Source organism: Bradyrhizobium sp. WCU1, from assembly GCF_053474805.1.
Genome location: NZ_CM130280.1, coordinates 6,741,647 through 6,766,854 on the forward strand (window position 1 = coordinate 6,741,647; position 25,208 = coordinate 6,766,854).

Genomic DNA, 25,208 nt, shown 5'->3' on the forward strand with positions numbered 1-25,208 from the left:
TAAATATTCGCGGAGGAATGGATTCCGGGCTCGCGCCAAGCGGCGCGCCCCGGAATGACGCTGGTGGCTACTTCAACGCCGCGATCAGCTTCGCCGCGTTCGCCTCCAGCACCTTGCCGTCTTCCTTGAGGCTGGCGGGCGGCAGCAGCGCGACGCCGTCCTTGCGCGGCATCACATGCATGTGGAGGTGGAACACGACCTGGCCGCCGGCGGGCTCGTTGAATTGCTGCACGGTGATGCCGTCGGCCTCGAACGCCTTCATCCCGGCGGCGGCGATCTTGTGGGCGGCGCGCGCGACATGGGCGTAATCATCAGGCGTGATGTCGAGGATGTTGCGGGCAGGGGCTTTCGGGATGACGAGCGTATGCCCGGGTGAGCGCGGCATGATGTCGAGGAAGGCGAGCACGTGCTCGTTCTCATAGACCTTGTAGCAGGGAAACTCGCCGCGCAGGATTTTTGCGAAGGGGTTGTTGTTGTCGTAGGCGGGCATGGCGGCGGCTCCTCAATTCTATAGCGCTAATGTCTAGGTCGCGGCCGAAACGTCAAGCGTCGTCGTCGACCGTCTTGCGGAATGGGCCCGCCTCGGTGAGCTCGCGGCCGACCTCGGCGACATAATCGCGCTCGCGCTTGAGATAGTCGGCGATCGCGCGGCGCAACCCGGGATCGGCGATGAAATGCGCCGAGTGGGTGGTCTGCGGCAGGTAGCCGCGCGCGAGCTTGTGCTCGCCCTGTGCGCCGGCCTCCACCACCTTGAGCCCGCGCTGAACCGCGAAATCGATGGCCTGGTAGTAGCAGACCTCGAAATGCAGGAACGGGTGGTGCTCGATCGCCCCCCAGTTGCGGCCGAACAGCGTGTCCGAGCCGATGAAGTTGATGGCGCCCGCGATCCAGCGGCCGTTGCGCTTGGCCATGACCAGCAGCACGTCGCGGGCCATGCTCTCGCCGATCAGCGAGAAGAATTCGCGGGTCAGATACGGCCGGCCCCATTTGCGCGAGCCGGTCTCCATGTAGAACTCGAAGAAAGCGTCCCAGGCGTCCTCGGTGATATCGGAGCCGGTCAGCCAGTGGATGGTAATGCCGGCAGCAAGCGCCTCGCGGCGCTCGCGCTTGATGCCCTTGCGGTGGCGCGAGTTCAGCGAGCCGAGGAAATCGTCGAAGGTCTTGTAGCCTTGATTGTGCCAGTGGAACTGCTGGTCGGTCCTTTGCAGGAAGCCGTGCGCGCCGAGGAATTTTGCTTCGTCTTCGCGGGCGAAGGTCACGTGCACCGAGGAGGCCTCGGTGGCGTTGCAGAGCGCCCGCAGGCCCCGCGCCAGCGCGGAGCCGATCATCTCGCGGTCGACGCCATCGCGGATCAACAGCCGCGGCCCGGTCGCCGGCGTGAAGGGCACGGAGACCTGCAGCTTCGGATAGTAGCTGCCGCCGGCGCGGTGATAGGCCTCGGCCCAGCCGCGATCGAACACGTATTCGCCCTGCGAGTGCGATTTCAGATAGCAGGGCACGACGCCGACGATCCGGCCATCGAGTTTCGCCACCAGATGCCGCGGGCCCCAGCCGGTCCGCGGGCAGGCCGAATTGGAGGCTTCCGCAGCAGCGAAAAAGGCATGGGAAACGAACGGGTTATAGATCGAACTTGCAGCCGCCTGGCAATCGCCTGCGGTGGCGGACGAGGCCAGCGTGTCGAGGTTATGGATGCTGTCGGCGTCCGGCCTCGGATTGGCACAGGCGTCCCACTCGGCGGCTGGAATGCCGCCGATATCAGCCACAGCCTCTAGGGTGATTTCAGACGACGTCATCGAGAATGAAGACCGGTGCCTCTTTTGAGCATGATCTTTCCGGAACAGCTGGCTCCACTTCCGGATCATGCCCCGCATTCCGCCATCGCCGATGACGACCAACTCCCGACAACATCGTGCGTCGCAGCGACGAGTTCAAGGCTACCGGCGACATGTCAGGTTCCCGGTACAAACCCCTCGAAAATCATCTGGTCGGCGTAGCGCGCCGCGCGCGCGCGCTGTTCCGCGGTCCGGACGGTCCACGCCAGCAATGGGCAGCCGAACACGTTGCGGGCGATCCAAGGCGCCGGCGCCGGCAGCTGGTTGACCCAGAAGGCAACGAAGTGCGGCTCGGTTCTGAAGCCGTGGCGCAGATACAGCATGCCGTCGCGCTGCGCCGGGGTCAGCTTGGTCCAGGAACTGTCGTCATAGGTGCGCTGGGCGGTGATGCCGCGCGGCAGGTTCGGCATGGTCTCGCGTAGCGCCAGCACCTGGTCCGGATCAAAGGACATGCCGACAACAGGGCCGGAATAGGACGACAGCACCTCGGCCATCCGAGCTACCAGCCTGCGGTCGCCGTCGAAATGGCTCTTCACCTCGACCACCAGCGGAACGCGGCCGGCGACCAGCGCGCAGAGATCGCCGAGCGTCATCATGTGCTCGGTGGTGCCCTTGAACCTGACCGCTTTCAGCTCGGCCGCGGTCTTGGTGACCAACAGGCCAGAACCTTCGGTGAGGCGGCCGAGCGCATCGTCGTGGTGCACCATGGCCTCGCCGTCGGCGGTGAGCTGGATATCGCACTCGATCGCGAAATTGCCTGATACCGCGGCGTTGGCCGCGGCCGGCATGTTCTCGATGATGCCGCGTGCGGCATCGTGCAGGCCGCGATGGGCGACCGGCCGTTTGGTCAGCCAATCAGGTGCGCGCATCGCTCAGGCGACTTCGAACACGCCTTCGACCTCGACCGCGGCGTCCGCGGGCAGCGAGGCGACGCCGACGGTGGTGCGGGCATGGCGGCCCTTGTCGCCGAAGGCGGCGACCATCAGGTCGGAGGCGCCGTTCAGGACTTTCGGTCCGTCGAAGAAATCAGGCGCGGAGTTGATGAAGCCGCCCAATCGCACCACGCGCACCACCTTGTCGAGATCGCCCAGCGCAGCCTTGACCTGGGCCAGCAGGTTGATCGCGCAGCCCTGCGCCGCAGCGACGCCTTGCTCGAGCGTGACGCCGGCCCCAAGCTTGCCCTTGGCGATCAGCTTGCCTTCGGCGTTGAAGCAGACCTGACCGGAAACGAACAGCAGGTTTCCGCTGCGGACGAAGGGGACATAGTTTGCGACCGGGGAGGTCGGCTCGGGAAGCGTGATGCCCTGTGACGCCAGTTTCTGTTCGACGGTACCCGCCATCTTTTTGTCCCCCAATTGGATTGCACGAAGCCTGAAACGCGGTCAGGGCCGAGTTTGTTTCGATTGTTTCGCGCATCGTGCCGCCGGTTGCAAGCGACGGTCGCCTGAGGGCGTGGCGGTCGGGACGTGCGCAATCGCACGGAAACTGCCGAAAATGACGGCAATTTCGTCGCCGACATTGCGATTTTGTCAGACTTGCCCCAGTTGCGGCGCAATACCACCGTCACTATTGTGGCGAATCCCTGCCTCCCCGAGGACAAACCATGACCTTGCCGTTCCGGAATCCGTCGCGTGCCCTGGTGCTCACGATCGCCGTTACCGCAGGATCCGCTCTGGTTCATGGGGCTGCCGCCGCGGCAAGCGGGCCGTTTCTCGCGCACCAGGCGCTGTACGATCTGAGCCTGGTGAAATCACGCGGCTCCAATTCGGTCAGCGACGCGCGCGGGCGCATTCTCTACAATTTCTCCGGCAGCTCCTGCGAAGGCTACACCTCCGAATTTCGTCAGGTGTCCGAGCTCGACAGCGGCGAGGGCAAGGTGACGCTATCAGACCTGCGCTCCACGTCCTGGGAGGATGCGGCAGGCAAGAGCTATCGGTTCAAGATCGACACGCGGATGAACGACAGTGAATCCTCGCCGGTCGACGGCATCGCCGAGCGGGTCGGCGATCATATCACCGTGAAGCTGACCCAGCCGGTGAAGAAGACATTCAATCTCGACGGCAAGATCGTATTCCCGACCGAACAGATCCAGCGCATCATCGCCGCCGCCCGCGACGGCAAATCGGTGCTCGAACAGACCGTCTATGACGGCTCGGACAACGGCGAGAAGGTCTACAACACGCTGACCGTGATCGGCCGCCCCATTGCGGGCGACCGCGCGCCGTCATCGCCCGATCCGTCGACCGCCAGCGATGCGATGAAGACCATGACGCGCTGGCCGGTGACGGTGAGCTATTATGACAGCGACGCACGCGCCAAGGACGGCGAGCAGACGCCGGTCTACGCGATGTCGTTCGAGCTCTACGAAAACGGCGTCTCGCGCGCGCTGGTGCTGGATTACAACGATTTCGTGATCTCCGGCGCGCTCGACAAGTTCGACGTCAGGGATTCCAAGCCCTGCAAGTAAGGGGCCGGCTGTAGCCACACATTCAGTGTCGTCCCGGCGAAAGCCGGGACCCATAACCACCGAAGGTGCGTTTTGCGACGCTGGGGCCACGGCTTCCCTCAACAACTGCTTCCTGTGGTTATGGGTCCCGGCTTTCGCCGGGACGACAGCGGAGCAAGAGACCACTCTGGCCGGAACCATCAGACCCGAGTACGCTTCCCGAAACACGCGTGTCAGGGAGGCACATCATGAGCAAGCGCGACCATCTTCGCCCCAGCGGCCTGCATCACAATCCGGCTTACTCCCACGTCGTCGTCGCCTCGGGCGCGCGCACCATCTACATCTCGGGACAGGTGTCCACGGATGAGGAGGGCCGGCTGGTCGGCGCCGGCGATCTCGCCGCGCAGACGACGCAGGTGATGCAAAATCTCGGCACTGCGCTGAAGGCCGCCGGGGCGAGCTATTCCAACATCGTCAAGATCACGACCTACGTGGTCGGCTACAAGCCGGAACTGCGTCCGATCATCGGCAAGGCGCGCTCGGCGTTCTTCGAGGGCATGGAGCCGCCGGCCTCGACGCTGGTCGGCGTAACCGCGCTCGCGGCTCCGGAATGGCTGATCGAGATCGAGGCGATTGCGGTGGCGGATTGAGGGCCGTGGCTCCCCGTCATTGCGGGCGCAGCGAAGCATTCCATACCTCCACGCCTGCGGAGCGATGGATTGCTTCGTCGCTGCGCTCCTCGCAATGACGGAGTTCGGGTCGCGGTCGAGCCCGAACTATTCCGGCTTTGCCGGCCCATCATAGGCAATGCCCCTGATCACGGCGGCGTTGCCGAACTTCTTGCGCAGATTATCCATCGCGCGTTCGGCGTGTGCCGAGCGACGGTCGAGCATGTCGGAATCGTTGGCCTGCGCGCCCGGGCGCAACGCGCTAACGCCGGCGCCCATCAGGCGGAAGGCGGTGCCGTCGATCTCCCTGGCCAGCATCTCGCGCGTCACCGCAAAGATCTTTGCGGCCAATTGGGTCGGGGTCTGGATCGATTGCGAGCGGGTGCGCTGGCGGAAGTCCGCGGTCTTCAGCTTCAGCGTGATGGTGCAGCCTGAGAGGTCGCTGCTCTTCAGCCGCGCCGAGGTCTTCTCTGACAGCTTCCAGAGCAGTTTTTCCAGGGTTGCGAAATCGCGGATGTCGGTCTCGAAGGTGGTCTCGCTCGAGATGGTCTTGGCGCCGCGATCGGGCACCACGCTGCGGTCGTCGATGCCGCGCGCCAGCCGCCAAAGCCTGCGGCCTTCGCCGGCGAACTGCTTCATCAGCTCGTTCTCGTCGGCGCGTTGCAAATCGGCGATGACGCGGAAACCGCGCTGCACGAGCTTCTCCTGGGTCGCGGGACCGACGCCGTAGATGAAGCCGACCGGTTTACTGGCCAGCATCTCGCGCGCCTCGTCCTGGTCGAGCGCGGCAAAACCCCTCGGCTTGTCGAGATCGGAGGCGATCTTGGCGAGGAACTTGTTGCAGGACAGCCCGACCGACACCGTGATGCCGATCTCGCGCTCGACCTCGCGGGCGAATTTGGCGAGCACCTTGGCCGGGATCATGCCGTGGACGCGCTGCGTGCCGGAGAGATCGAGGAACGCTTCGTCGATCGACAGCGGCTCGACCAGCGGCGTCAGCGCCTGCATTGCCTGGCGCACCTCGCGGCCGACCCGGACATATTTCGCCATGTCGGGGGGAATCACGGTGGCGTCGGGGCAGAGTTCCAGCGCCTTGAACATCGGCATCGCCGAGCGGACACCGTAGGTGCGGGCGATGTAGCAGGCGGCCGACACCACGCCGCGCTTGCCGCCGCCGATGATGACGGGGCGGTCGGCGATCTCAGGATTGTCGCGCTTCTCAACGGTGGCGTAGAACGCGTCGCAATCGATATGCGCGAGCGCGAGCGCGGGCAGGGTGCGATGGCGCACCAGCCGCGGCGAGCCGCAATGGCTGCATCGCCTGACCTTGATATCTAGATCGCCGAGGCAATCCCGGCAGAAACCGAGGGGGCCGCCGGGCGCTGCCGCCGCCGTCGTCACGGCACGTCGCGCTCCCATCTCGGGTCACCCAGCGCCTGGTGGGCGGCGGCGATGTTGGTCGGGTGCAGTTCGGAGGCTGCGGCGAACGCCTGCACGGTGGCATCGTCGCGCATCACGAAATCGAGCACGCTCGCAAGAAATTGAGGATTGGACGCCGCGTTCCGCAGCGTCTCCGGACCGATTCCGGACTCAGCCAGGAACAGGCCCAGCCGCTCGGGATCGCCGGCAATGAAGCCCAGCGCCTGAATCGCAACGATTTCAGCGACTTCCCGCAGGTTGTGAACAGGCTTTTTCAACGCGCCGGTTTGCCTTTCCGTTAACTTATGGTCTCTATTGAGAGGCCCATCATGCCCGAGTCTTCCGCGCATGTTCAAGCAACGGAAACCACGCTGCGGAAGTTGGATGTCGGGTTAACGGGTTAGAGCGATTCTGGCGCTAGTTTGAATTCACATTTTCGACGCGTCCCGAGCGCGGTGCGTGAGGTGCCGCAGCCGGGCCCGTCTCCTGGGTTTGGGAGGGACGGGATGGCCAAAACCGTCCTGATCGTGGAGGACAATGAGCTCAACATGAAGCTCTTTCGCGATCTGTTGGAAGCGCATGGCTACCAGACTTCGGGCACCAGCAATGGCTTCGAAGCGCTCGATCTCGTGCGCAAGCTGCGCCCCGATCTCATTTTGATGGATATTCAACTGCCTCAGGTTTCCGGCCTCGAGGTCACGCGCTGGATCAAGGACGATCCCGATCTGCGCACGATTCCGGTGGTCGCAGTCACCGCCTTCGCCATGAAGGGCGACGAAGAACGCATCCGCGAGGGCGGCTGCGAAGCCTATTTGTCCAAGCCGATCTCGGTCGGCAAATTCATTGAGACTGTCCGACGCTTTATCGGATAGGGGAGTTGGGTTGCGATGTCCGCGCGTATCCTCGTCGTCGATGACGTTCCGGCGAACGTCAAGCTGTTGGAAGCTCGCCTGTCGGCCGAATATTTCGATGTGCTGACCGCATCCAACGGGACCGAGGCGCTGGAAATCTGTTCGCGCGCCGAATGCGACATCATCCTGCTCGACGTCATGATGCCGGATATGGACGGCTTCGAGGTCTGCCGCCGCTTGAAGTCGAATCCAGCGACCCATTTCATTCCCGTCGTCATCGTCACCGCGCTCGACAGTCCGGCTGACCGCGTCCGCGGCCTCGAATCCGGCGCCGATGACTTCCTGACCAAGCCGGTGTCCGACGTCGTGCTGATTGCGCGCGTGCGCTCGCTGACGCGGCTGAAGATGATGACCGACGAACTGCGCATGCGCGCCATCACCTCGCTCGAGATCGGCATGCAGGCGCCCGAGCGCAGCGCGATCGCGGATCGTGGCACCGGCGGCCGCATCCTCCTGGTCGACGACCGGCCGTCGTCTTACGAGAAGCTGGCGCCGATCCTTTCCGCCGAGCATACCGTCGACGTCGAGGTCAATCCGTCTGAAGCGCTGTTCCATGCGGCCGAGGGCAATTACGACCTGCTGATCGTGTCGCTCAGCCTCGACAATTACGACGGCCTGCGGCTGTGCAGCCAGGCCCGTTCGCTGGAGCGGACGCGGCAGGTGCCGATCCTGGCAGTGTCCGATGCCGACAACAACACGCGGCTGATGCGCGGGCTCGAGATCGGCGTCAACGACTACCTGCTGCGCCCGGTCGACAAGAATGAATTGCTGGCACGGGCGCGCACCCAGATCCGCCGCCGCCGCTACACCGATCATCTGCGCGACAACGTGCAGAACTCGATCGAGATGGCGATCACCGATGCGCTGACCGGCCTCAACAACCGGCGCTACATGGAGAGCCACCTCGCGACGCTGGCGGAGCAGGCTTCGGTCCGCGGCAAGCCGCTGGCGCTGATGATCCTCGACATCGATTACTTCAAGGCGATCAACGACACCTACGGCCACGACGCCGGCGACGACGTGCTGCGCGAATTTGCCGTTCGCATCCGCAAGTCGATCCGCGGCATCGATCTGGCCTGCCGCTATGGCGGCGAGGAGTTCGTGATCGTGATGCCGGAGACCGATCTGCATGTCGCCGGCATGGTCGCCGAGCGGCTGCGCCGCTCGATCGCGGGCGAGCCCTTTGCCGTCGAGAAGGGCGGCAAGCGGATCACGGTCACGATCTCGATCGGGCTCACCACGCTGGAGCGCAAGGGCGAGCAGGTTGCCGACGTGCTGAAGCGCGCCGACACCGCGCTCTATCGCGCCAAGCACGACGGCCGCAACCGCGTGGTTTCCGCGGCGGCCTAACGGCCGCGCTTCACACCATCCACAACACTCGTCGTCATACCCCGCGAATGCGGGATATCCAGTACGCCGCGGCCTCTCGATTCAAGCTGAACCGTCTCTGGAATACTGGGTCACCCGCTTTCGCTTTTGCGGGTGCCGACAGGATTGTCGTAAACGCAGCCTGCTAACGGCCGCGCTTCACCGCGTCATAGGCCATCCGCTTGAACTCGAACGAGAACGGATGGACGAACGCCATCTGGCGCTGTGCCATCATGACGCCGGCGATGCCCTTCTTGGGCGAAATCCACCATTGCGTGCCGGCGACGCCGCCCCAGTAGAATTCGCCGGCGGCGTCGGGATGATCGATTGGTGAGGGATTGAGGATCAGGCCGCCGGCAAGCCCATGCGCCTTGCCGGGTTGCTCGCCCATCATCGCGAAGCGGATCCATTGGCCGTCCGGCAACTGGTTGGACATCATCGCAGCGATCGTGTCCGGCTTCAGCAGGGTCGGTCCGCCTGGCAGCAGGCTGCGGATCAGCGCGACCATGTCGGGCAGTGTCGACACCAGGCCGCCGCCGCCATTGAGCCGTGCGACCGGGCGCAGATAGGCGCCGGGGAAGGGCGCATTGTCGGTGCGGGTGAGGCCCGGCTTCATCGGCTCCATCAGATCGGCGCCTGCGTAGTACGCGACCAGGCGTCCCTGATCCTGCTCGGGGACCACGAAGCCGGTATCGACCATGCCGAGCGGATCGAGGATGCGCGCCTTGATGAATTTGTCGAAGCTCTGGCCGCTGACCACCTCGACGAGGCGCGCCACCACGTCGATCGCGAGCGAGTATTCCCACGACGTGCCAGGCTGATAGATCAGCGGCAGGCCGGCCAGCACATCGACCATCTCGGCCAGGGTCGTGTTGGGGTTGTGCACGCCGCGCTCGTTGAGCGCCTTGAAGATGACGGTGCCGGGATCGAAGAAGCCGTAGCTCAAGCCGGCGCTGTGGCTCAGCAATTGGCGGATGGTGATCGAGCTCCGCGCCGGCTCGGTGTCGTCGATCGACGTCGCGCCCGGCCGCAGCACCTTGCGGTTACCGAGGTGCGGGATGTAGGTCTCGATCGGATCGTCGAGCCGGATGCGGCCGTCTTCGACCAGCAGCAGCGCCGCGCAGGAGGTGATCAGCTTGGTGTTGGAGAACACCCGGAAGATGTGGTCGGTGCGCAACGGGGTCTGCGCTTCCTTGTCGGCCCAGCCGACGCAGGACACGTCGACCAGCTCGCGCCCCACCATCACGGCGGACGAGATGCCGGACAGCAGATTGTTGTCGATGTAGCGCTGCATGGCGGCGCGCGCCGGCGCGAAATCGTAGCCGGTGGCCGTCACCTTCAGATCTTCCATGGTCGTTCCCCAGTTGTGCCGCAGCTTGTCTCGCGGTCGCTGTCAATCTCGCCGGACGGAATATCCAGATTGGGAATGCCGTCGCATGCCGTCACCGCTAACAACCAAACCGGACTTGTCTACGCAACCGGATTTATCCGGTGCGCTTGTTGTCCGTAGCTGCGGAGGCGCCAAGCTTGACGCCGGCGTTGGCCAGCAGCACGCGGGCGGCTTCCCTGGCCGCGCGAGCCATCGCCGGATCGTCGCGCACCAGGTCCTGCGCGATCGAGCCGTCGACCAGCAGCGTGAGCTGGGTCGCAAGCCCCTCCGCATCGGCGACGCCGAGCTGCTGCAGCAGATCGCGAAACCAGACCCGGCGGCTTTCCTTGAAGGCAACGGCAATGTCGCGGACGGTGTGGTCCTCGTCATCAGGTCCGAGCTCGGCCACCGCGTTCACGAACGGGCAGCCGCGAAAATCCTTTGCCGCGAAGCGCCGCTCCAATGAATCGAAGGTTGCAAGAATCTGCTCGGCCGGCGGCTTGTCGGACGGGCGGGGCTGCACGAAGCGGCGTTGCAGATAGGCCTCGATCAGCGCGTCCTTCGACGGGAAGTGGTTGTAAAGCGTGCGCTTGCTGATGCCGATCTCGGCCGCGATGGTGTCGACGCCGATGGCGCGAATGCCCTGCAGGTAGAACAGCTTGTCGGCGGTCTCGAGGATCCGCTCTTTCATGGTCTGTTTGGGAGGCGGGGAAGCCATGCGCCGGCCGTGATCCTCTTCGCTTGACAGTTCGCCCCTTGTATAGCCTAAGTACACAGGTCTGTGTAACCAAAACATGCGTGAATCGCAGGCTGTGGCGCGCGTGCCGCGCCGTTATGGGAGAACAAAAACAATGCCCCTGCTGCAGGTCCTGCGTCCCACGCTTCCCATTCTGATCGGCGCCTCCATCATGCTCACGCTGAGCATGGGCCTGCGGCAGAGCCTCGGCATCTTCATGCAGCCGCTGACGCACGACATCGGAATTACGGTGTCGCATTTCACGCTGGCGCTGGCGGTGCAGAACCTCGCCTGGGGCTTCTTGCAGCCGCTCGCCGGTGCGATGACCGTGCGTTACGGCTTCCGCCCGATCATGGTGGTCGGTGCGCTGGCCTATATCGCAGGCCTTGTGCTGATGACGACCGCGCATGGCCTCGTCAGCATCATGATCGGCGCCGGCGTGCTGATCGGCATTTCGCTCGCCTGTACCGCGAATGCCATTGCGATGTCGGTCGCGGCGCGCGCGGTGCCGGAGATGGTGCGCTCCACCGTGCTCGGTATCGTCTCTGCCGCGGGCTCGCTCGGCGCGCTGCTGTCGGCGCCGATCGGCCAGATGCTCAATGAAGGTTTCGGCTGGCGCGTCGGGCTCGCCGGCTTCGTCATCCTGTCGGTCGGGATGATCCCTGCGGCGTTGTATGCCGGCCGCGTCGACAACATCCCGCTGCCGAAGCCCGCGGGTGACGACATCGGCAATGCGACGGCGGCGACCGCGGCAAAGACCGCGTTCGGCAACGCGTCGTTCGTGGTGATGACCTGCGCCTACATGGTCTGCGGCATGCAGCTCGTCTTCCTCACCACGCATCTGCCGTCATATCTCGCCATCTGCGGGCTCGATCCGATGCTGAGCGCGCAGACGCTCGGCATGATCGGCGGCTTCAACGTGCTGGGCTCGCTGTTCTTCGGCTGGGCCGGCCAGCGCTGGAACAAGCTGGCGCTGCTCGGCGCGATCTACATCCTGCGCTCGCTGGCGCTCGCCTGGTACTTCATGCTGCCGGCAACGCCGGGCTCGACGCTGCTGTTCGGCGCCATCATGGGCTTCCTCTGGATGGGTGTCGGGCCGCTGGTCGCGGGCGCGGTGGCGGAGATGTTCGGCTTGCGCTGGCAGGCGATGATCCAGGGCCTTGCCTTCATGAGCCACCAGGTCGGCAGCTTCCTCGGTGCCTACGGAGGAGGGGTGATCTACGACTCGCTCGGCTCCTACACCATGGCCTGGCGCATCGGCGTCGCGCTCGGACTTGCCGGCGGCATCATCCAGCTTGCCTTCGCGCTGATCCGGCCGGCGCAGCCGCCGCTGCTCAAGGCCATTTGAGCTCCCAATCCCGGCAAACCGGCGATTGCCCCATACGAGGGCGGTCGCCGACGGCTGCCTGTTTTTCCATCGATCGCTTGCTGCGAGAACGTGCAGTGGTGCGCGATGCCGTTCTGCGCGCGGATTGAATTTACTGCGTCTTCAATCTGTTGCTCGGCATGCGCCGGTGGCACGAATCTTGATTGAATATGGCTAGAAATCGTGCCGGAAGCCGTTGCAGGGTTTCCGGCCTGGGGATCCCATGGGAAGGGCTGGCCGCAATGAGGCTAGTCGCCGTCATTCTCCAGCTATCCGCGCACCACGGCCTTTGCCGCGCCGCCGAGCAGGAGGCGCTTGTGCCTTGCGCCGGGCCTGAATGCCGCTGCGCCTTCGCCGCATCCCGCCAGCCGCACCACGGCGCTTCGAGACATCCCGATAACCGAATGCGCGCTGTCTTCGGCGTTCGCGCTCCGAACGCGCCACGCCCATTCCGAACACCAGCATTTCTTGTGATGGGAGGACGATGATGGAGTCTGCGACATACACGCGCCCGAAGCTCGTGAGAATCGTGATTGCCCTGCTGGGAGTGGCGTTTCTTTGCCTGCTGTTCAGTGACATTGCGCTGGCTGAGGATGCGGTGGCGCCGCCTGCCTGCGGCGGCAAGATTCTCGAGAAGTGCACGCCCAATTCGGGCGACACCGCCTGGATGCTGACGTCCGTCGCGTTGGTCCTGATGATGACGGTGCCGGGGCTCGGCCTGTTCTATGGCGGCATGGTGCGCAAGAAGAATGTCGGCGACACCGTGATGACCAGCTTCGCCGTCACCTGCCTGGTCACGATCCTGTTTGCCGTCCTCACCTACAGCCTCGCGTTCCGTGCCGGAACGCCGTTCATCGGTGGCCTGGATCGCATGTTCCTCAAGGACATCCTGAGCGACATCGGCAAGGGCGGCATCGGCAATCCCAATCCGCTCGCCGCGACCATTCCTGAGTCCGTCTACATCTGCTTCCAGATGACGTTCGCCATCATCACGCCGGCGCTGATCGCCGGCGCGTTTGCCGAGCGGATGAAGTTCTCGGCGATGCTCTGGTTCATCGGGCTGTGGGCGATCTTCGTCTATGCGCCGATCGCGCACTGGGTCTGGGGGCCCGACGGCATCTTCTCCGCGGGCAACGACGCCGCCTATGTCAAGGTTCTCGATTTCGCCGGCGGCACCGTGGTGCACATCAATGCCGGCGTCGCCGGCTTGATGTGCGCGATCATGCTCGGCAAGCGTGTCGAGACCGGGCCGGCGCACAACATGGTGCTGACCTTCATCGGCGCCTCGCTGCTGTGGGTCGGCTGGTTCGGCTTCAATGCCGGCTCCGCCGTCACGGCCGGCATGCAGGCCGGCATGGCCATGCTGGTGACCCAGATCGCCACCGCGGTGGCGGGCTTCACCTGGATGCTGGTGGAATGGGCATTGAAGGGCAAGCCGACCGTCGTCGGCATCTGCTCGGGCGCCGTCGCGGGCCTCGTCGCGATCACGCCGGCCTCCGGGTTCGTCGGGCCGGTCGGCGCCTTCGCCATCGGCATCGCCGCCGGCGTCTGCTGCTACTGGGGATGCACCGGCTTGAAGCGCATGTTCAGCTACGATGACGCGCTGGACTGTTTCGGCGTCCATGCCCTCGGCGGCATCGTCGGGGCGCTGCTGACCGGCGTGTTCGCGGTCGAGCAGTATGGTGGAACGGCTGGCGTTCTTGAGGGAAATCCTGGGCAGTTCGTCAATCAATGCATCGGCGTCGCGACGGTTTTCGTGTATGATGCCGTCGTGAGCCTGATCATCCTGTTCGTGATCAATCTCTTCGTCGGGCTTCGCGTGAGCCGGGATATCGAGCGCGAAGGGTTGGATCTGGCACTGCACGGCGAGGTCGTGCAGTAGACTTGGCGGCGTTCCGCGCCGGCCGGCAATCTCTGCCGGCTGGCACGGATCAAAGCTGTTCGAGGTGATCCGATGAACTGGTTCTATTGGAACACAGCGTGGTCGCTGTTCTTCAGCCTGGTCTGGTTCATGACCATCACGCACAATCCGGATGCTGAGATCGCGGATGCGCATCTGCCGGATGAAGCGTTCAAGGGCTAGCTCCGGTAGTAGCGCCACATCCTCAGGAACGTCCGGTGGATCTCGTCGGGCGTCCGGTCGAACGGCTCCAGATTGACGCGCACCACGCCGCGATGGTCCATGCGCCACGGCAGGCGCATCAGCAGCCGATAGGCCGGCCGCTTGCGCCAATCGGCCACCAGTGCGCTGCCGAGCGGCCCATTGAGTGCGATCTGCAATTCGTGGACGGTCATCGCGCGCTCTGCGATCTCGACGAGATCGATCTGCGTGATCGCGCGCCAGCGGATCAGCCCGAAGGCCTGGATGAAGATGCCATACTGGTTGGCGCCGATGGTCGGACGACCGGCCTCCAGCAGCGGGATGTTGTAATAGGTAAAGCCCGCTGCGGCCGCCGCCAGCACCAGCCAGTAAAGCGCGCCCGTGATCCACGTCGCGGTCATAAAGACCGCGGCGAGGGCGGCCGTGACATAGACCGGGAAGTAGATGTCCTCGCGGCCGTAGGCGACCGAGTAGCCGCCGACGTTGCCTTCGTCCAAGCCTGCGATCATGTGAGCCCTGCGCCCGGGACCTGCCCGAAAGACATGAGGGACGACGTGAGGCCACAAAGCAAAAACGGGGCCGCGAGGGCCCCGTTTGAAACGTTGGAAGCAGCCTATCTTACTTGATCTTGGCTTCCTTGAACTCGACGTGCTTGCGCGCGACCGGATCGTACTTCTTCTTGACCAGCTTGTCGGTCATGGTGCGCGAATTCTTCTTGGCGACGTAATAGAAGCCGGTATCGGCCGTCGACACGAGCTTGACCTTGATGGTGACCGCTTTGGCCATGTGCAAATCCTCGAAAAGGAAGGGGTATCGGGAGCCGGCCAAATCGGCCCGCGTTTGGCCCGGAAACTAGCCACAAACCGCTCAAAGTCAAGGATTTCCGGGCCTAAACCACCCCGATTCCGGCCCGATTACCCCGCGAAGAACTGATTTTCGGGCCGCGGCAGGCCCAAATTCTCGCGCAGGGTCCGCCCTTCGTACTCGGTCCGGAAGATTCCGCGCTTCTGCAGTTCCGGCACCACCCGGTCGACGAACTCGAACAGGCCCTGCGGCAGATAGGGGAACATGATGTTGAAACCGTCGCTGCCGCGGCCCACCAGCCATTCCTCCATCTGGTCGGCGATGGTCTGCGGCGTGCCGACGAAGGCGAGCCCGCCATAGCCGCCGACGCGCTGGGCGAGCTGGCGCACGGTGAGCTTGTCGCGCGCGGCGACCTCGACCAGGCGCTGCCTGCCGCTCTTGCTGGCGTTGGTCTCGGGGATCGGCGGCAACTGCCCGTCGGGATCGAAGCCGGATGCGTCGGTGCCGAGGATCACCGAGAGCGAGGCGATCGCGCTGTCGTAGTGGACGCGGCTGTCGAGCAGCGCGCGCTTCTCCTTGGCTTCCTCGACGCTGTCGCCGACCACCACGAAGGCGCCGGGCAGGATCTTCAGGTGCTCGGGATCGCGGCCGATCTTCTCCATGCGGCCCTTGATATCGGCATAGAGCTTCTGTCCGTCGGCGAGGCTGCCGCCGCCGGTGAACACGGCTTCCGCGGTCTCGGCCGCGAGCTGCCTGCCGTCATCGGAGGCGCCGGCCTGCACGATCACCGGCCAGCCCTGCACGGGACGGGCGATGTTGAGCGGGCCGCGCACCGAGAGATATTTGCCCTTGTGGTTGAGCACATGCATCTTGTCGGGATCGACGAACAGCCCGGACTCGACGTCGCGCACGAAGGCGTCATCGGCGAAGGAATCCCAGAGACCGGTGACGACGTCGTAGAACTCGCGGGCGCGCTTGTAGCGCTCGGCGTGCTCCATGTGATCGTCGAGGCCGAAATTCAGCGCCGCGTCCGGATTGGACGTGGTGACGATGTTCCAGCCGGCGCGGCCGCCGGAGATGTGGTCGAGCGAGGCGAACCGCCGGGCGACGTGATAGGGCTCGTCGAAGGTGGTCGAGCCGGTCGCGATCAGGCCGATATTCTCGGTCACGGCGGAGAGGGCCGACAGCAGCGTAAACGGCTCGAACGAGGTCACGGTGTGGCTGCGCTTCAGCGCGTTGATCGGCATGTTCAGCACGGCCAGATGGTCGGCCATGAAGAAGGCGTCGAACTTGCCGGCCTCGAGCTTGCGGATCAGCGTCTTGATGTGGTCGAAGTTGAAATTGGCGTCGGGCCACGCCCCGGGGTAGCGCCAGGCGCCGGTGTGGATGCTGATCGGCCGCATGAATGCGCCGAGCTTGAGTTGACGCTTCGCCATTGCCCCGTTCCGTTCTTGATGTCGTTAGCGGAACAGATAGGGAGGCGTTTCGCGGCGCGCCATTGGGTAGATTATTTTGTTTTTGGGGGCCATCTCAACATCGTCATTCCGGGGCGGAGCGAAGCGACGAGCCCGGAATCCATTCTTCAACAAACGATGCGGCCCGATGGATTCCGGGCTCGCGCCAAGAGGCGCGCCCCGGAATGACGCGAGGGGATCACGCTCCCAGCACATCCTTCTGCATCTTGCCGCCATAGAAATGGAAGAACGGCACCGGCGCGTCGTGACGGAGCGGGCCGGTGGCGAGACGGCGGTCGAGTTCGGCGAGCACATTCTTGGTCATGGCATGCGCATCGGCCAGCGGCTCGGAGCCGATCTCGACCCAGACGAGCTCGACCAGTTCGGCATCGGCATGGACCACGCCCTCGACACGATGCGCGATGGTCGACGCATCGGCGGTGAAGAAGCGGGTGTCGAAGCGGCGGACACGGCCGGGCGGGGTGATCGCGCGCGCGATCAGGAACAGGCCGGACGGATCGGGCAACAGTCCTGCATCGGCGAATGGCGCCCAGGGGCCGTCGAGCTTTGTCTTCTTCTCGACCTTGCGGCCGAGGCAGAGTCCGGTCTCTTCGCAGGCTTCGCGGATCGCCGCATTGGCAAGCGCACGCGCGCGGCCGGGCGTGATCTTCGGGCTGCCCTTCAAGAGATTGGCTTCGAGCTCCGGCGTGATCGGGGCGGCGACCGGCACGCGGTTGTCGGCCTTGTCGACGCGGCCGCCGGGGAAAACGAACTTGCCGGGCATGAACACCACCTTGTCGTGGCGCTTGCCGACGAGCACCTTCGGCTTGGCACTGGAGCGATCGATCAGGATCAGCGTCGCGGCATCCTTCGGCCGGAAATACGCGTGATGATCGGCTTCCTTTTCGCCCTGGTGGACGACGGCGGCGGGTGCGGCAGCTTCAGTCATTTCATCCCTTTCATTTCTTCTTATCGCCCGGTTTAGCTAGACCGGCGGGATGTCGCTAGGGGGATTCTCGTCAAAGCCATGCATGCGCAGGGCCCATTGCAATCCGATCACGGCTCCCTTCACCGGTTGCAACAGTGCCAGAGATGCGAACAGCGTGAACGGCAGATAGATCGCAAGTTGCAGCCACACCGGCGGCGAATAGTTGGTCTCGATCCACAGTGCGGTCGGTACCACGATATGGCCGACAATGACGATGACGAGATAGGCGGGCAGGTCGTCGGCACGATGCGGCGAGAAATCCAGATCGCAGACCGGGCAGTGGCCGTCGCATTTGAGAAACTTGCGGAACAGTTTGCCATTTCCGCAGCGTGGACAATGGCCGCGGAACCCGCGCTTCATCGCGCGCCACACGTCGCGCTTCTCGGGCTCGGCCGCGTCGCGAGTCCAGACCACCGTCGGCGGTGTCACGTCCATGACTTCACGTCCATGAGTTCACGTCCATGACTTGCCTCGCTTCGATTTGCCCGACTTCGGCTTCGCTGGCATGCGGTCCTTCTTGCTGCGCGTCTTCCGTTCCTTGTGCGCCTTCTTGCCGGATCCTTTACCAGGTCCCTTGCCAAATCCCGCGGCGCGGCGCTCGGCTCTCTTGCCGTCGCGTTTTCTATCGCGCGGAATAGCCTGGCCCTCGGATAATAGCTCAAAGCGCAGCGCGCCCGCCACCGGCGCTGCCTCGACCAGCCGCACGTCGACGACGTCGCCGAGCCGATACATGGTGCCGCTGCGCGTGCCGATCAGCGCATGGCGGGTTTCGTCGTAGTTGAAATACTCGCTGCCGATGGTGCGGATCGGGATCAGGCCGTCGGCGCCGGTGTCGTCGAGCTTCACGAACAGGCCGGCGCGCGTCACGCCGGAAATGCGGCCCTGGAACGAGGCGCCGACCTTGTCGGCAAGGAAATGCGCGATCAGCCGGTCGGTGGTCTCACGCTCCGCCTTCATCGCGCGGCGTTCGGTGACCGAAATCTGCGCGGCGATCTCGGCCAGCGTCTCCACGCTCTCGTCGGCCGGCAGGGCGCCTTCGCCGAGGCCGAGCGCGCGAGTCAGCGCGCGATGCACGATCAGATCGGCGTAGCGGCGAATCGGTGAGGTGAAATGCGCGTAGCGGCGCAGGTTCAAGCCGAAATGGCCGTAGTTCTCGGCGGAGTACTCGGCCTGCGCCTGCGAGCGCAGCACCACCTCGTTGACCAGCGGTTCGTAATCTTCGCCCGAGACCTGCGCCAGCACGCGGTTGAATTGCGCGGGGCGCAGCGCACCCTGCTTGGTGAAGGGCAGGTCGAGCGTCTTCAAAAATTCCTGGAGGTTGTGCACCTTCTCCTGGCTCGGCTCGTCATGCACGCGATAGATCAGCGGCAGCGCCTTCTTCTCAAGCATCTCGGCCGCGGCGGCGTTGGCGAGGATCATGAACTCCTCGATCAGCCGGTGCGCGTCGAGCCGCTGCGGCACGATCACGCGATCGACGGTGCCGTCCGGCTTCAGCAGGATCTTGCGTTCGGGCAGATCGAGATCGAGCGGATCGCGCTCGTTGCGCGCGAGCTTGACCAACTCATAGGCCGCCCACAGCGGCTTGAGGATCGGCTCGAGCAGGGGACCTGTCGTGTCGTCGGGCCTGCCGTCGATCGCGGCCTGCGCCTGGGCATAGGCAAGCTTTGCGGCCGAGCGCATCAGCACGCGATGGAACGTATGCGAGCGCTTGCGGCCGTCGGCGCCGATCACCATCCGCACCGCGAGCGCGCCGCGCGGCTCGCCCGGCACCAGCGAGCAGAGGTTGTTGGAGATCCGCTCCGGCAGCATCGGCACCACGCGATCGGGGAAATACACCGAATTGCCGCGCTGGAGCGCATCGCGGTCGAGCGCCGAGCCGGGCCGCACATAGTAGGCGACATCGGCGATCGCGACATGGACGATGAAGCCGCCCTTGTTGTTGGGATCGGTGTCGACCTCGGCATGCACGGCGTCGTCGTGATCCTTGGCATCGGGCGGATCGATGGTGACGAGCGGCACGTCGCGCCAGTCCTCGCGGCCTTGCAAGGTCGCGGGTTTTGCCTCTTCGGCCTCTCGGAGCGCAGAAGGCGAAAATACCTGCGGGATGTCGTGGGTGTTGATCGCGATCAGGCTGATCGCCTTCTCACTGGCAATGGAGCCGAGCCGTTCCTTGACACGGGCGGAGGCGAGGCCAAAGCTGCGGGTGCGGATCAGGTCGACGCTGATCAGGTCGCCATTCTCAGCGCCGCCGGTATCCGGCTTGGCGATGTTGAGCTCGCGGCCGGCCTGCTTCTTGTCGACCGGGATCAGCCGTCCGCCGCCATCCGGATTGCGGCGGAAGATGCCGAGGATGCGGGTACGGCCGTGATCGATCACCTTGATGACGCGGCCGCGATAGGGCGTGCCGTCTTGCTCGTCGGTCACCTCAACCCGCAGCAGCGCGCGGTCGCCGACACCGGCGGTGGTGCCGGGCTTCGGTCGCCGCGGCGTCTCGATGCGGATTTTCGGCGCGGTGCCGTTTTCCTCGGAGTCCCACTCGGCGGGGGTGGCGATCAATTCGCCGTCGCTGTCACGGCCGGTGATGTCGGCGAGAACGGTCGGCGGCAGCGCCGCCGGCTCGTGGATCTTGCGGCCGCGTTTTGCAACTGTGCCGTCGTCGGCGAGCTCGCGGAGGATCCGCTTCAGCTCGATGCGGTCGGCGTTCTTCAGGCCGAACTCGCGCGCGATCTCGCGGGTGCCGACCTTGCCTGGATTGGCGCGGATGAAGGCGACGATGGCGTCCCGGCCCGGAAAGCCATGGTCGGGTTTTCGTTTCACTTATCCTCGTGCCTTGCCGGCGCTTTTCTTCGCGGGCGCTTTCGCAGGTGCCGATGACTTTGCAGGCGACGTCTTGGCACCGGAAGCGACCGGCGCGCGCGCCTTGCTGGTCGCATCCGCTTTCGGTTTTGCCGCGGCCTTCTTCGACGCAGCCTTCTTGGCGGGCTTGGCCTCGGCGTCGCCGTCGGTCTCTTCAGACTTGGCTGCTTTGGCCTTGCTGGGCTTGGCAGGCTTCGCCGCCTTCTTGGCCTTCTTGCCGCCGCCCTTGGCCGCGCGCTCGTCGATCAGAGCGATCGCTTCCGCGAGAGTGACCTCGTCGGGCGTGCGATCGCTCGGGATCGTCGCGTTGACGCCGCCGGCCGCGACATAGGCGCCGTAGCGTCCGTTCTTCAGTGCAACCGCGCCGAGCGTCGGATGATCGCCGAGCGGCTTGCCGGGATCGGCGCCGAAGCGGCGGCCGCTCGGTCCCTTGGCGATCTTCTCCGCGATCAGCGTCACCGCGCGGTTCAAGCCGATATCGAACACCTCGTCGCCGGCCTCAAGGCTGGCATAGGTCTTCTCGTGCTTCACGAACGGCCCGAACCGGCCGAGGCCGGCGGTGATCGGCTGCCCGGTCTCCGGATGCTTGCCGATCTCGCGCGGCAGCGACAGCAGCTTCAGCGCCAGTTCGAGATCCACGTCGGCGGGCGAGGTGCCCTTGGGAATCCCCGCGCGCTTCGGCTTCTCGCCTTCGGCATAATCCTTCTGCTCGCCGAGCTGGATGTAGGGGCCGAAGCGGCCGGCCTTCACCGTGACGTCGAACCCGGTGTCGGGATCGGTGCCGAGCACGCGATCGGCGCTCTCGGCGTTGTCGGCCGCCAACGGACGGGTGTAGCGGCATTCCGGATAGTTCGAGCAGCCGACGAAGGCGCCGAACTTGCCGGCCTTCAGGTTGAGCCGGCCGGTGCCGCAGGTCGGGCATTGCCGGACGTCGCCGCCATCCGCGCGCGGCGGATAGATGTGCGGGCCGAGCATCTCGTCGAGCGCATCGAGCACCTCGGCAACCCTGAGGTCCTTGATGTCGTTGACCGCGCCGATGAAGCCGCGCCAGAAGTCCTGCAGCACCTGCTGCCAGGCGATCTCATTGTTGGAGATGCGGTCGAGCTGCTCCTCGAGATCGGCAGTGAAGTCGTACTCGACATAGCGCGAGAAGAAGTTCTCCAGGAACGCGACCACGACGCGGCCCTTGTCCTCGCCGTGCAGCCGCTTCTTCTCCAGCTTGACGTAGCCGCGGTCCTTCAGCACCTGCAGGATCGAGGCGTAGGTCGAGGGACGGCCGATGCCGAGCTCTTCCATCCGCTTCACCAATGATGCTTCCGAGAAGCGCGGCGGCGGCTCGGTGAAATGCTGGGTGACGGCGAGGCTCTGGCGCTTCACGGCTTCGCCCTGGCTCATCGCGGGCAGGCGGCGCGAGTCCTCGTCTTCCTCGTCGTCGCGGCTCTCCTGGTAGAGCGCGAGGAAGCCGTCGAACTTGATGACCTGCCCGGAGGCGCGCAGCTCCAGCACGCGGGAGCCTGCCTTGGCCTCGATGTCGACAGTGGTGCGTTCGAGCTCGGCGGACTCCATCTGGCTCGCGATGGTGCGCTTCCAGATCAGCTCATAGAGCCGTGCCTGATCGGCATCGAGCCGGCGGCCGATGGTGGCCGGGCGGCGCGACAGATCGGTCGGACGGATCGCTTCGTGCGCTTCCTGCGCGTTCTTGGCCTTGGCCTGATACTGGCGCGGCGCATCCGGCACATAGGCGTTGCCGTAATCCTCGCCGATCACCTTGCGTGCCTGGGTGATCGCCTCGGGCGCGATCTGCACGCCGTCGGTTCGCATATATGTGATGAGACCGGTGGTCTCGCCGCCGATGTCGATGCCCTCATACAGCCGCTGCGCGATGCGCATGGTGTGCGCCGGCGCGAAGCCGAGCTTGCGGCTCGCTTCCTGCTGCAATGTCGAGGTGGTGAAGGGCGCCTGCGGGTTGCGCCGCGCCGGCTTGGCCTCGACGGTCGCGACCTTGAACAGCGCGGCTTCGATCGCCTTCTTGAAGTCCTCGGCTTCCGCCCCGGAGCCGATGTCGAGCCGCGCGATCTTCTTGCCGTCGGCGCCGACCAGGCGCGCCTCGAAGGCTTCGCCGCGCGGCGTCAGCAGGGTGGCGACCAGCGACCAGTACTCCCGCGGCACGAACTTTTCGATCTCGAGCTCGCGGTCGCAGACCAGCCGCAGCGCGACCGACTGCACGCGGCCCGCCGAGCGGGCGCCGGGCAGCTTGCGCCACAGCACCGGGGAGAGCGTGAAGCCGACCAGATAGTCCAGCGCGCGGCGCGCCATGTAGGCGTCGACCAGCGCGCCGTCGATCTGGCGCGGCGCCTTCATGGCCTCGGAGACGGCCTGCTTGGTGATGGCGTTGAACACCACGCGCTCGACCTTCTGGTCCTTCAGCGCGCGCTTTTCCTTCATCACCTCCAGCACGTGCCAGGAGATCGCTTCGCCCTCCCGATCAGGGTCGGTTGCGAGGATCAGGCGGTCGGCACCCTTCAGCGCCTTGGCGATGTCGTTGAGCCGGCTCGCGGCCTTGGCATCGACCTCCCAGATCATCTGGAAATTGGCGTCCGGATCGACGGAACCGTTCTTGGCCGGGAGGTCGCGAACATGGCCGAACGACGCCAGGACCTCGTAGGAGGACCCCAGATATTTGTTGATCGTCTTGGCCTTGGCCGGCGACTCCACAATGACGATATTCATGTCATTCCAATAGCTTACGGGAAAACTTGAAGGCGGGTTCCGCTAGACTCGCGGCCCGCATTGTCGGGGCGAACATGGGTGCTGGGGCGGTCGGTGTCAAATCGCCAGATATTGAAGGGGGTGTCCAAGCTGTGGAGTTCCTATCTCAAAGGTTGAAAAATGCGCCCTAGAGTTGCGGCCGGAAACGGCGTATCTCTTTATATATGGGGTGGGAATCGGATTAGGCCTTTTGAGCAGCACAGGGGGCGGCCGGAAGCGCAAGCCGCCCGGCCGGCGACGACCGGCGAGCGACGACATGGCTGGGGAGGGCGGCCCGGATGACGCCCTGGTCCTGATCGCAGCCGCCGCGACCGAACTCGCCAAACTCGCCCAGCGCCACCAATTCGAAGTCCTGGACCATCTGCTCGCGATGACCCGCCTGGAAGCCGACGAGCAGTTGCGGGCGCGCAGCCGGCGGAAGCTGTCCTAATGCTGCGGATCGACGGGGCCGACCTTCCGCAGCTCTCTCTATGTTCGTCGTCCTGGCGAAAGCCAGGACCCATAACCACCGCATTCGGTGATGGGCGTGATTGCGGCCCTGCCACCCCGTCATTCCGGGGCTCGCGAAGCGAGAGCCCGGAATCCATTCGTCTACGGAACGCGCGGCCGGATGGATTCCGGGCTCGACGCTGCGCGTCGCCCCGGAATGACGAAGGAGAGGATCCGCTTACACAGTCGCTGCCCGCCGCGCGCGTTTCGCCGCAGGCCTTGGCTTCAGCGTCGTGTCCGCCGCGCTGAGCACGCGACCGTCCTGCGACAACAGCGCAAGCTTCTTCACCGGCTTGCCCTTGTCGCGATCGACCATGATGGTCGCGATCTCGTCCGGATGCTCGTCGAACTCCTCGGTCCATTGCCGGAGCGCGACCAGGATCGGGAAGATGCCGTGGCCCTTCGGCGTCAGCACATATTCCTGATAGGCGCTGCCGTCGGAGGCGGGGACCGTCTTCAGGATGTCGCGCTCGACCAGCGTGCGCAGCCGCGTGGCGAGGATGTTCTTGGCCAGCCCGAGGCTCGCCTGGAATTCGCCGAAGCGGCGCCGGCCGAGGCTGGCGTCGCGGATGATCAAGAGCGACCACCAGTCGCCGAACACGTCGAGCGCGCGCGCCACCGGGCAAGAGTCGCCTGCCAGACTGGTTCTCTTCACCACGCGTCTCCAAAAATTAAAGCCATCACGGCCTTGTGTAGTTGCAATATTAAACCTCGTCCTCTAGCTAGGCAATGAAGTTTAATAATGCAACCAACTGGAGGCGGACATGAGACTGGCGAACAAGACGGCATTGATCACCGGCGGCAACAGCGGCATCGGGCTTGCGACAGCGAAGCTGTTCATCGCCGAAGGCGCCAAGGTCGTCATCACCGGACGCAACAAGGAAACGCTTGCGGCGGCGGCCAAGGAGCTTGGGCCGAACGCGCTCGCCGTCGTGGCCGATGCCACCGACGTCGCGGCGCTGGAAGCCGCGGTGAAGCAGGGCGCCGAGAAGTTCGGCAAGTATGATGTGCTGTTCGCCAATGCCGGCATTCCCGGCCAGACGCCGGTCGGCGGCACCACACTCGCCGCATTCGAAAATGTGATCCGCACCAATCTCACCGGCGTGTTCTTCACCGTGCAGGCGGTCGCGCCCTATCTCAATGACGGCGCGTCGATCATCCTCAACGGCTCGGTGATTTCGGTGCTCGGCAACCCCGGCTATTCGGCCTATGCCGCGAGCAAGGCCGGCGTGCGCGCGATGGCGCGCGTGATGGCGTCAGAACTGTCGCCGCGCAACATCCGCGTCAACGTGGTGGCGCCGGGCGCCGTGCGCACGCCGATCTGGGGTGCGGCAATCGCAACGCCCGAAGCCGAGAAGGTGTTCGAGCAGCGGATCGGCAAGACCACGCCGCTCGGCCGCATCGGCGAACCCGATCACATCTCGAAGACCGTGCTGTTCCTGGCATCCGACGACGCGGCACATGTGCAGGGGCAGGAACTCTTCATCGATGGCGGCGCAACGGCATCGCCCGCCGGCGCGCCGATCTATCGCGGCTAGATTTGTTTCTCATTGTACGGAGCGGCCGGTGTGAAACGGACCACACCGGCCGCTGTCGTGCGCGGCTATCATCGCGCGCATTGAACCTTTGACG

The 25,208-nt window shown here is 64.9% G+C and carries 26 protein-coding genes; 9 read left to right on the top strand and 17 right to left on the bottom strand.

Going from position 1 to position 25,208, the window contains the following annotated elements; translation table 11 throughout:
* Window positions 1–67: 67 nt before the first annotated feature.
* From ACTUWL_RS31570 to ACTUWL_RS31585, 4 genes are all read right to left on the bottom strand, one after another.
* Window positions 68–490, bottom strand: a complete 423-nt coding sequence (locus tag ACTUWL_RS31570) for an HIT family protein (RefSeq protein WP_021078292.1) — start codon at window positions 488–490, stop codon at window positions 68–70.
* A gap of 52 nt (window positions 491–542) precedes the next feature.
* Entirely contained in the window at window positions 543–1,793 is a 1,251-nt protein-coding gene (locus tag ACTUWL_RS31575; RefSeq protein WP_021078293.1) for a GNAT family N-acetyltransferase, read from the bottom strand.
* Window positions 1,794–1,948: 155 nt separating this feature from the next.
* On the bottom strand, window positions 1,949–2,701 hold the full coding sequence (locus ACTUWL_RS31580) for a glycerophosphodiester phosphodiesterase (RefSeq protein ID WP_021078294.1): 753 nt from the start codon (window positions 2,699–2,701) through the stop codon (window positions 1,949–1,951).
* 3 nt (window positions 2,702–2,704) lie between these two features.
* Window positions 2,705–3,172 carry a RidA family protein gene (locus ACTUWL_RS31585; protein WP_021078295.1) on the bottom strand — a complete coding sequence of 156 codons (468 nt, stop codon included), beginning with the start codon at window positions 3,170–3,172 and terminating at the stop codon, window positions 2,705–2,707.
* Window positions 3,173–3,435: 263 nt separating this feature from the next.
* On the opposite strand from ACTUWL_RS31585, the gene ACTUWL_RS31590 reads away from it, so the two are divergent.
* Window positions 3,436–4,299 (top strand): cell envelope integrity EipB family protein, encoded by an 864-nt coding sequence (locus tag ACTUWL_RS31590; protein ID WP_021078296.1) that lies wholly within the window; start codon window positions 3,436–3,438, stop codon window positions 4,297–4,299.
* A 227-nt stretch (window positions 4,300–4,526) separates the two neighbouring features.
* Window positions 4,527–4,928 carry a RidA family protein gene (locus ACTUWL_RS31595; RefSeq protein WP_021078297.1) on the top strand — a complete coding sequence of 134 codons (402 nt, stop codon included), beginning with the start codon at window positions 4,527–4,529 and terminating at the stop codon, window positions 4,926–4,928.
* Window positions 4,929–5,054: 126 nt separating this feature from the next.
* On the opposite strand, the gene ACTUWL_RS31600 is transcribed toward ACTUWL_RS31595, so the two are convergent.
* Together ACTUWL_RS31600 and ACTUWL_RS31605 are read right to left on the bottom strand one after the other, a co-directional pair.
* Window positions 5,055–6,365: a DNA polymerase IV gene (locus tag ACTUWL_RS31600; RefSeq protein ID WP_035650922.1), complete on the bottom strand. Its 1,311-nt coding sequence runs from the start codon at window positions 6,363–6,365 to the stop codon at window positions 5,055–5,057.
* Entirely contained in the window at window positions 6,344–6,643 is a 300-nt protein-coding gene (locus ACTUWL_RS31605; RefSeq protein WP_021078299.1) for a DUF3572 domain-containing protein, read from the bottom strand. Before ACTUWL_RS31605 ends, ACTUWL_RS31600 begins: the two co-directional genes overlap by 22 nt.
* Before the next feature lie 228 nt (window positions 6,644–6,871).
* Here ACTUWL_RS31605 and ACTUWL_RS31610 point away from each other — a divergent pair, with 228 nt between their 5' ends.
* Window positions 6,872–7,237: a response regulator gene (locus ACTUWL_RS31610; protein WP_016845968.1), complete on the top strand. Its 366-nt coding sequence runs from the start codon at window positions 6,872–6,874 to the stop codon at window positions 7,235–7,237.
* 15 nt (window positions 7,238–7,252) lie between these two features.
* On the top strand, window positions 7,253–8,626 hold the full coding sequence (locus ACTUWL_RS31615) for a PleD family two-component system response regulator (RefSeq protein WP_021078300.1): 1,374 nt from the start codon (window positions 7,253–7,255) through the stop codon (window positions 8,624–8,626).
* A 163-nt stretch (window positions 8,627–8,789) separates the two neighbouring features.
* Here ACTUWL_RS31615 and ACTUWL_RS31620 read toward each other — a convergent pair whose 3' ends face one another.
* Together ACTUWL_RS31620 and ACTUWL_RS31625 are read right to left on the bottom strand one after the other, a co-directional pair.
* On the bottom strand, window positions 8,790–9,995 hold the full coding sequence (locus tag ACTUWL_RS31620; RefSeq protein WP_021078301.1) for a serine hydrolase domain-containing protein: 1,206 nt from the start codon (window positions 9,993–9,995) through the stop codon (window positions 8,790–8,792).
* 133 nt (window positions 9,996–10,128) lie between these two features.
* Complete coding sequence (locus ACTUWL_RS31625; protein ID WP_021078302.1) at window positions 10,129–10,731, bottom strand: TetR/AcrR family transcriptional regulator; 603 nt, start codon at window positions 10,729–10,731, stop codon at window positions 10,129–10,131.
* A 133-nt stretch (window positions 10,732–10,864) separates the two neighbouring features.
* Between ACTUWL_RS31625 and ACTUWL_RS31630 the strand changes: the two genes are divergently transcribed.
* A complete protein-coding gene (locus tag ACTUWL_RS31630; protein WP_021078303.1) occupies window positions 10,865–12,097 on the top strand; it encodes an MFS transporter in 1,233 nt (410 codons plus the stop codon).
* A 287-nt stretch (window positions 12,098–12,384) separates the two neighbouring features.
* Here ACTUWL_RS31630 and ACTUWL_RS31635 read toward each other — a convergent pair whose 3' ends face one another.
* Entirely contained in the window at window positions 12,385–12,507 is a 123-nt protein-coding gene (locus ACTUWL_RS31635; protein ID WP_291738472.1) for a hypothetical protein, read from the bottom strand.
* 92 nt (window positions 12,508–12,599) lie between these two features.
* Between ACTUWL_RS31635 and ACTUWL_RS31640 the strand changes: the two genes are divergently transcribed.
* Window positions 12,600–13,997 (top strand): ammonium transporter, encoded by a 1,398-nt coding sequence (locus ACTUWL_RS31640; protein ID WP_035650925.1) that lies wholly within the window; start codon window positions 12,600–12,602, stop codon window positions 13,995–13,997.
* A gap of 72 nt (window positions 13,998–14,069) precedes the next feature.
* Complete coding sequence (locus ACTUWL_RS31645; protein WP_021078305.1) at window positions 14,070–14,198, top strand: hypothetical protein; 129 nt, start codon at window positions 14,070–14,072, stop codon at window positions 14,196–14,198.
* Here ACTUWL_RS31645 and ACTUWL_RS31650 read toward each other — a convergent pair.
* From ACTUWL_RS31650 to topA, 7 genes are all read right to left on the bottom strand, one after another.
* A complete protein-coding gene (locus ACTUWL_RS31650; RefSeq protein ID WP_021078306.1) occupies window positions 14,195–14,725 on the bottom strand; it encodes a hypothetical protein in 531 nt (176 codons plus the stop codon). The genes ACTUWL_RS31645 and ACTUWL_RS31650 overlap by 4 nt on opposite strands.
* A gap of 109 nt (window positions 14,726–14,834) precedes the next feature.
* Window positions 14,835–15,002 carry a 50S ribosomal protein L33 gene (gene rpmG / locus ACTUWL_RS31655; RefSeq protein WP_018271988.1) on the bottom strand — a complete coding sequence of 56 codons (168 nt, stop codon included), beginning with the start codon at window positions 15,000–15,002 and terminating at the stop codon, window positions 14,835–14,837.
* A 128-nt stretch (window positions 15,003–15,130) separates the two neighbouring features.
* The gene (locus ACTUWL_RS31660; RefSeq protein WP_021078307.1) at window positions 15,131–16,456 is read right to left on the bottom strand and encodes an LLM class flavin-dependent oxidoreductase; all 1,326 of its coding nucleotides are present in this window, start codon (window positions 16,454–16,456) and stop codon (window positions 15,131–15,133) included.
* 217 nt (window positions 16,457–16,673) lie between these two features.
* Window positions 16,674–17,423, bottom strand: coding sequence for an NUDIX hydrolase (locus ACTUWL_RS31665; protein WP_021078308.1), 750 nt, complete (start codon window positions 17,421–17,423; stop codon window positions 16,674–16,676).
* A 36-nt stretch (window positions 17,424–17,459) separates the two neighbouring features.
* Window positions 17,460–17,897, bottom strand: a complete 438-nt coding sequence (locus ACTUWL_RS31670) for a DUF983 domain-containing protein (protein ID WP_021078309.1) — start codon at window positions 17,895–17,897, stop codon at window positions 17,460–17,462.
* 18 nt (window positions 17,898–17,915) lie between these two features.
* Entirely contained in the window at window positions 17,916–20,279 is a 2,364-nt protein-coding gene (rnr, locus tag ACTUWL_RS31675) for a ribonuclease R (RefSeq protein ID WP_021078310.1), read from the bottom strand.
* Entirely contained in the window at window positions 20,280–23,048 is a 2,769-nt protein-coding gene (topA, locus tag ACTUWL_RS31680; protein ID WP_021078311.1) for a type I DNA topoisomerase, read from the bottom strand.
* A 295-nt stretch (window positions 23,049–23,343) separates the two neighbouring features.
* Between topA and ACTUWL_RS31685 the strand changes: the two genes are divergently transcribed.
* The gene (locus ACTUWL_RS31685; RefSeq protein WP_021078312.1) at window positions 23,344–23,517 is read left to right on the top strand and encodes a hypothetical protein; all 174 of its coding nucleotides are present in this window, start codon (window positions 23,344–23,346) and stop codon (window positions 23,515–23,517) included.
* 237 nt (window positions 23,518–23,754) lie between these two features.
* Here ACTUWL_RS31685 and ACTUWL_RS31690 read toward each other — a convergent pair whose 3' ends face one another.
* Window positions 23,755–24,234: a winged helix-turn-helix transcriptional regulator gene (locus ACTUWL_RS31690; RefSeq protein WP_035650929.1), complete on the bottom strand. Its 480-nt coding sequence runs from the start codon at window positions 24,232–24,234 to the stop codon at window positions 23,755–23,757.
* 106 nt (window positions 24,235–24,340) lie between these two features.
* On the opposite strand from ACTUWL_RS31690, the gene ACTUWL_RS31695 reads away from it, so the two are divergent.
* Window positions 24,341–25,114 carry an SDR family NAD(P)-dependent oxidoreductase gene (locus tag ACTUWL_RS31695; protein ID WP_021078314.1) on the top strand — a complete coding sequence of 258 codons (774 nt, stop codon included), beginning with the start codon at window positions 24,341–24,343 and terminating at the stop codon, window positions 25,112–25,114.
* Window positions 25,115–25,208 lie beyond the last annotated feature (94 nt).

What these genes read in the sequence shown, in the direction of transcription:
- topA (WP_021078311.1), bottom strand. Translation starts at nt 23,048, where the DNA reads ATGAATATCGTCATTGTGGAGTCGCCGGCCAAGGCCAAGACGATCAAC.
- ACTUWL_RS31670 (WP_021078309.1), bottom strand. Translation starts at nt 17,897, where the DNA reads ATGGACGTGACACCGCCGACGGTGGTCTGGACTCGCGACGCGGCCGAG.
- ACTUWL_RS31595 (WP_021078297.1), top strand. Translation starts at nt 4,527, where the DNA reads ATGAGCAAGCGCGACCATCTTCGCCCCAGCGGCCTGCATCACAATCCG.
- ACTUWL_RS31610 (WP_016845968.1), top strand. Translation starts at nt 6,872, where the DNA reads ATGGCCAAAACCGTCCTGATCGTGGAGGACAATGAGCTCAACATGAAG.
- ACTUWL_RS31695 (WP_021078314.1), top strand. Translation starts at nt 24,341, where the DNA reads ATGAGACTGGCGAACAAGACGGCATTGATCACCGGCGGCAACAGCGGC.
- rpmG (WP_018271988.1), bottom strand. Translation starts at nt 15,002, where the DNA reads ATGGCCAAAGCGGTCACCATCAAGGTCAAGCTCGTGTCGACGGCCGAT.
- ACTUWL_RS31590 (WP_021078296.1), top strand. Translation starts at nt 3,436, where the DNA reads ATGACCTTGCCGTTCCGGAATCCGTCGCGTGCCCTGGTGCTCACGATC.
- ACTUWL_RS31650 (WP_021078306.1), bottom strand. Translation starts at nt 14,725, where the DNA reads ATGATCGCAGGCTTGGACGAAGGCAACGTCGGCGGCTACTCGGTCGCC.
- ACTUWL_RS31630 (WP_021078303.1), top strand. Translation starts at nt 10,865, where the DNA reads ATGCCCCTGCTGCAGGTCCTGCGTCCCACGCTTCCCATTCTGATCGGC.
- ACTUWL_RS31625 (WP_021078302.1), bottom strand. Translation starts at nt 10,731, where the DNA reads ATGGCTTCCCCGCCTCCCAAACAGACCATGAAAGAGCGGATCCTCGAG.
- ACTUWL_RS31645 (WP_021078305.1), top strand. Translation starts at nt 14,070, where the DNA reads ATGAACTGGTTCTATTGGAACACAGCGTGGTCGCTGTTCTTCAGCCTG.
- ACTUWL_RS31580 (WP_021078294.1), bottom strand. Translation starts at nt 2,701, where the DNA reads ATGCGCGCACCTGATTGGCTGACCAAACGGCCGGTCGCCCATCGCGGC.
- ACTUWL_RS31665 (WP_021078308.1), bottom strand. Translation starts at nt 17,423, where the DNA reads ATGACTGAAGCTGCCGCACCCGCCGCCGTCGTCCACCAGGGCGAAAAG.
- ACTUWL_RS31570 (WP_021078292.1), bottom strand. Translation starts at nt 490, where the DNA reads ATGCCCGCCTACGACAACAACAACCCCTTCGCAAAAATCCTGCGCGGC.
- ACTUWL_RS31640 (WP_035650925.1), top strand. Translation starts at nt 12,600, where the DNA reads ATGATGGAGTCTGCGACATACACGCGCCCGAAGCTCGTGAGAATCGTG.
- ACTUWL_RS31575 (WP_021078293.1), bottom strand. Translation starts at nt 1,793, where the DNA reads ATGACGTCGTCTGAAATCACCCTAGAGGCTGTGGCTGATATCGGCGGC.
- ACTUWL_RS31615 (WP_021078300.1), top strand. Translation starts at nt 7,253, where the DNA reads ATGTCCGCGCGTATCCTCGTCGTCGATGACGTTCCGGCGAACGTCAAG.
- ACTUWL_RS31660 (WP_021078307.1), bottom strand. Translation starts at nt 16,456, where the DNA reads ATGGCGAAGCGTCAACTCAAGCTCGGCGCATTCATGCGGCCGATCAGC.
- ACTUWL_RS31585 (WP_021078295.1), bottom strand. Translation starts at nt 3,172, where the DNA reads ATGGCGGGTACCGTCGAACAGAAACTGGCGTCACAGGGCATCACGCTT.
- ACTUWL_RS31600 (WP_035650922.1), bottom strand. Translation starts at nt 6,365, where the DNA reads ATGGGAGCGCGACGTGCCGTGACGACGGCGGCGGCAGCGCCCGGCGGC.
- ACTUWL_RS31635 (WP_291738472.1), bottom strand. Translation starts at nt 12,507, where the DNA reads ATGTCTCGAAGCGCCGTGGTGCGGCTGGCGGGATGCGGCGAAGGCGCA.
- ACTUWL_RS31620 (WP_021078301.1), bottom strand. Translation starts at nt 9,995, where the DNA reads ATGGAAGATCTGAAGGTGACGGCCACCGGCTACGATTTCGCGCCGGCG.
- ACTUWL_RS31685 (WP_021078312.1), top strand. Translation starts at nt 23,344, where the DNA reads ATGGCTGGGGAGGGCGGCCCGGATGACGCCCTGGTCCTGATCGCAGCC.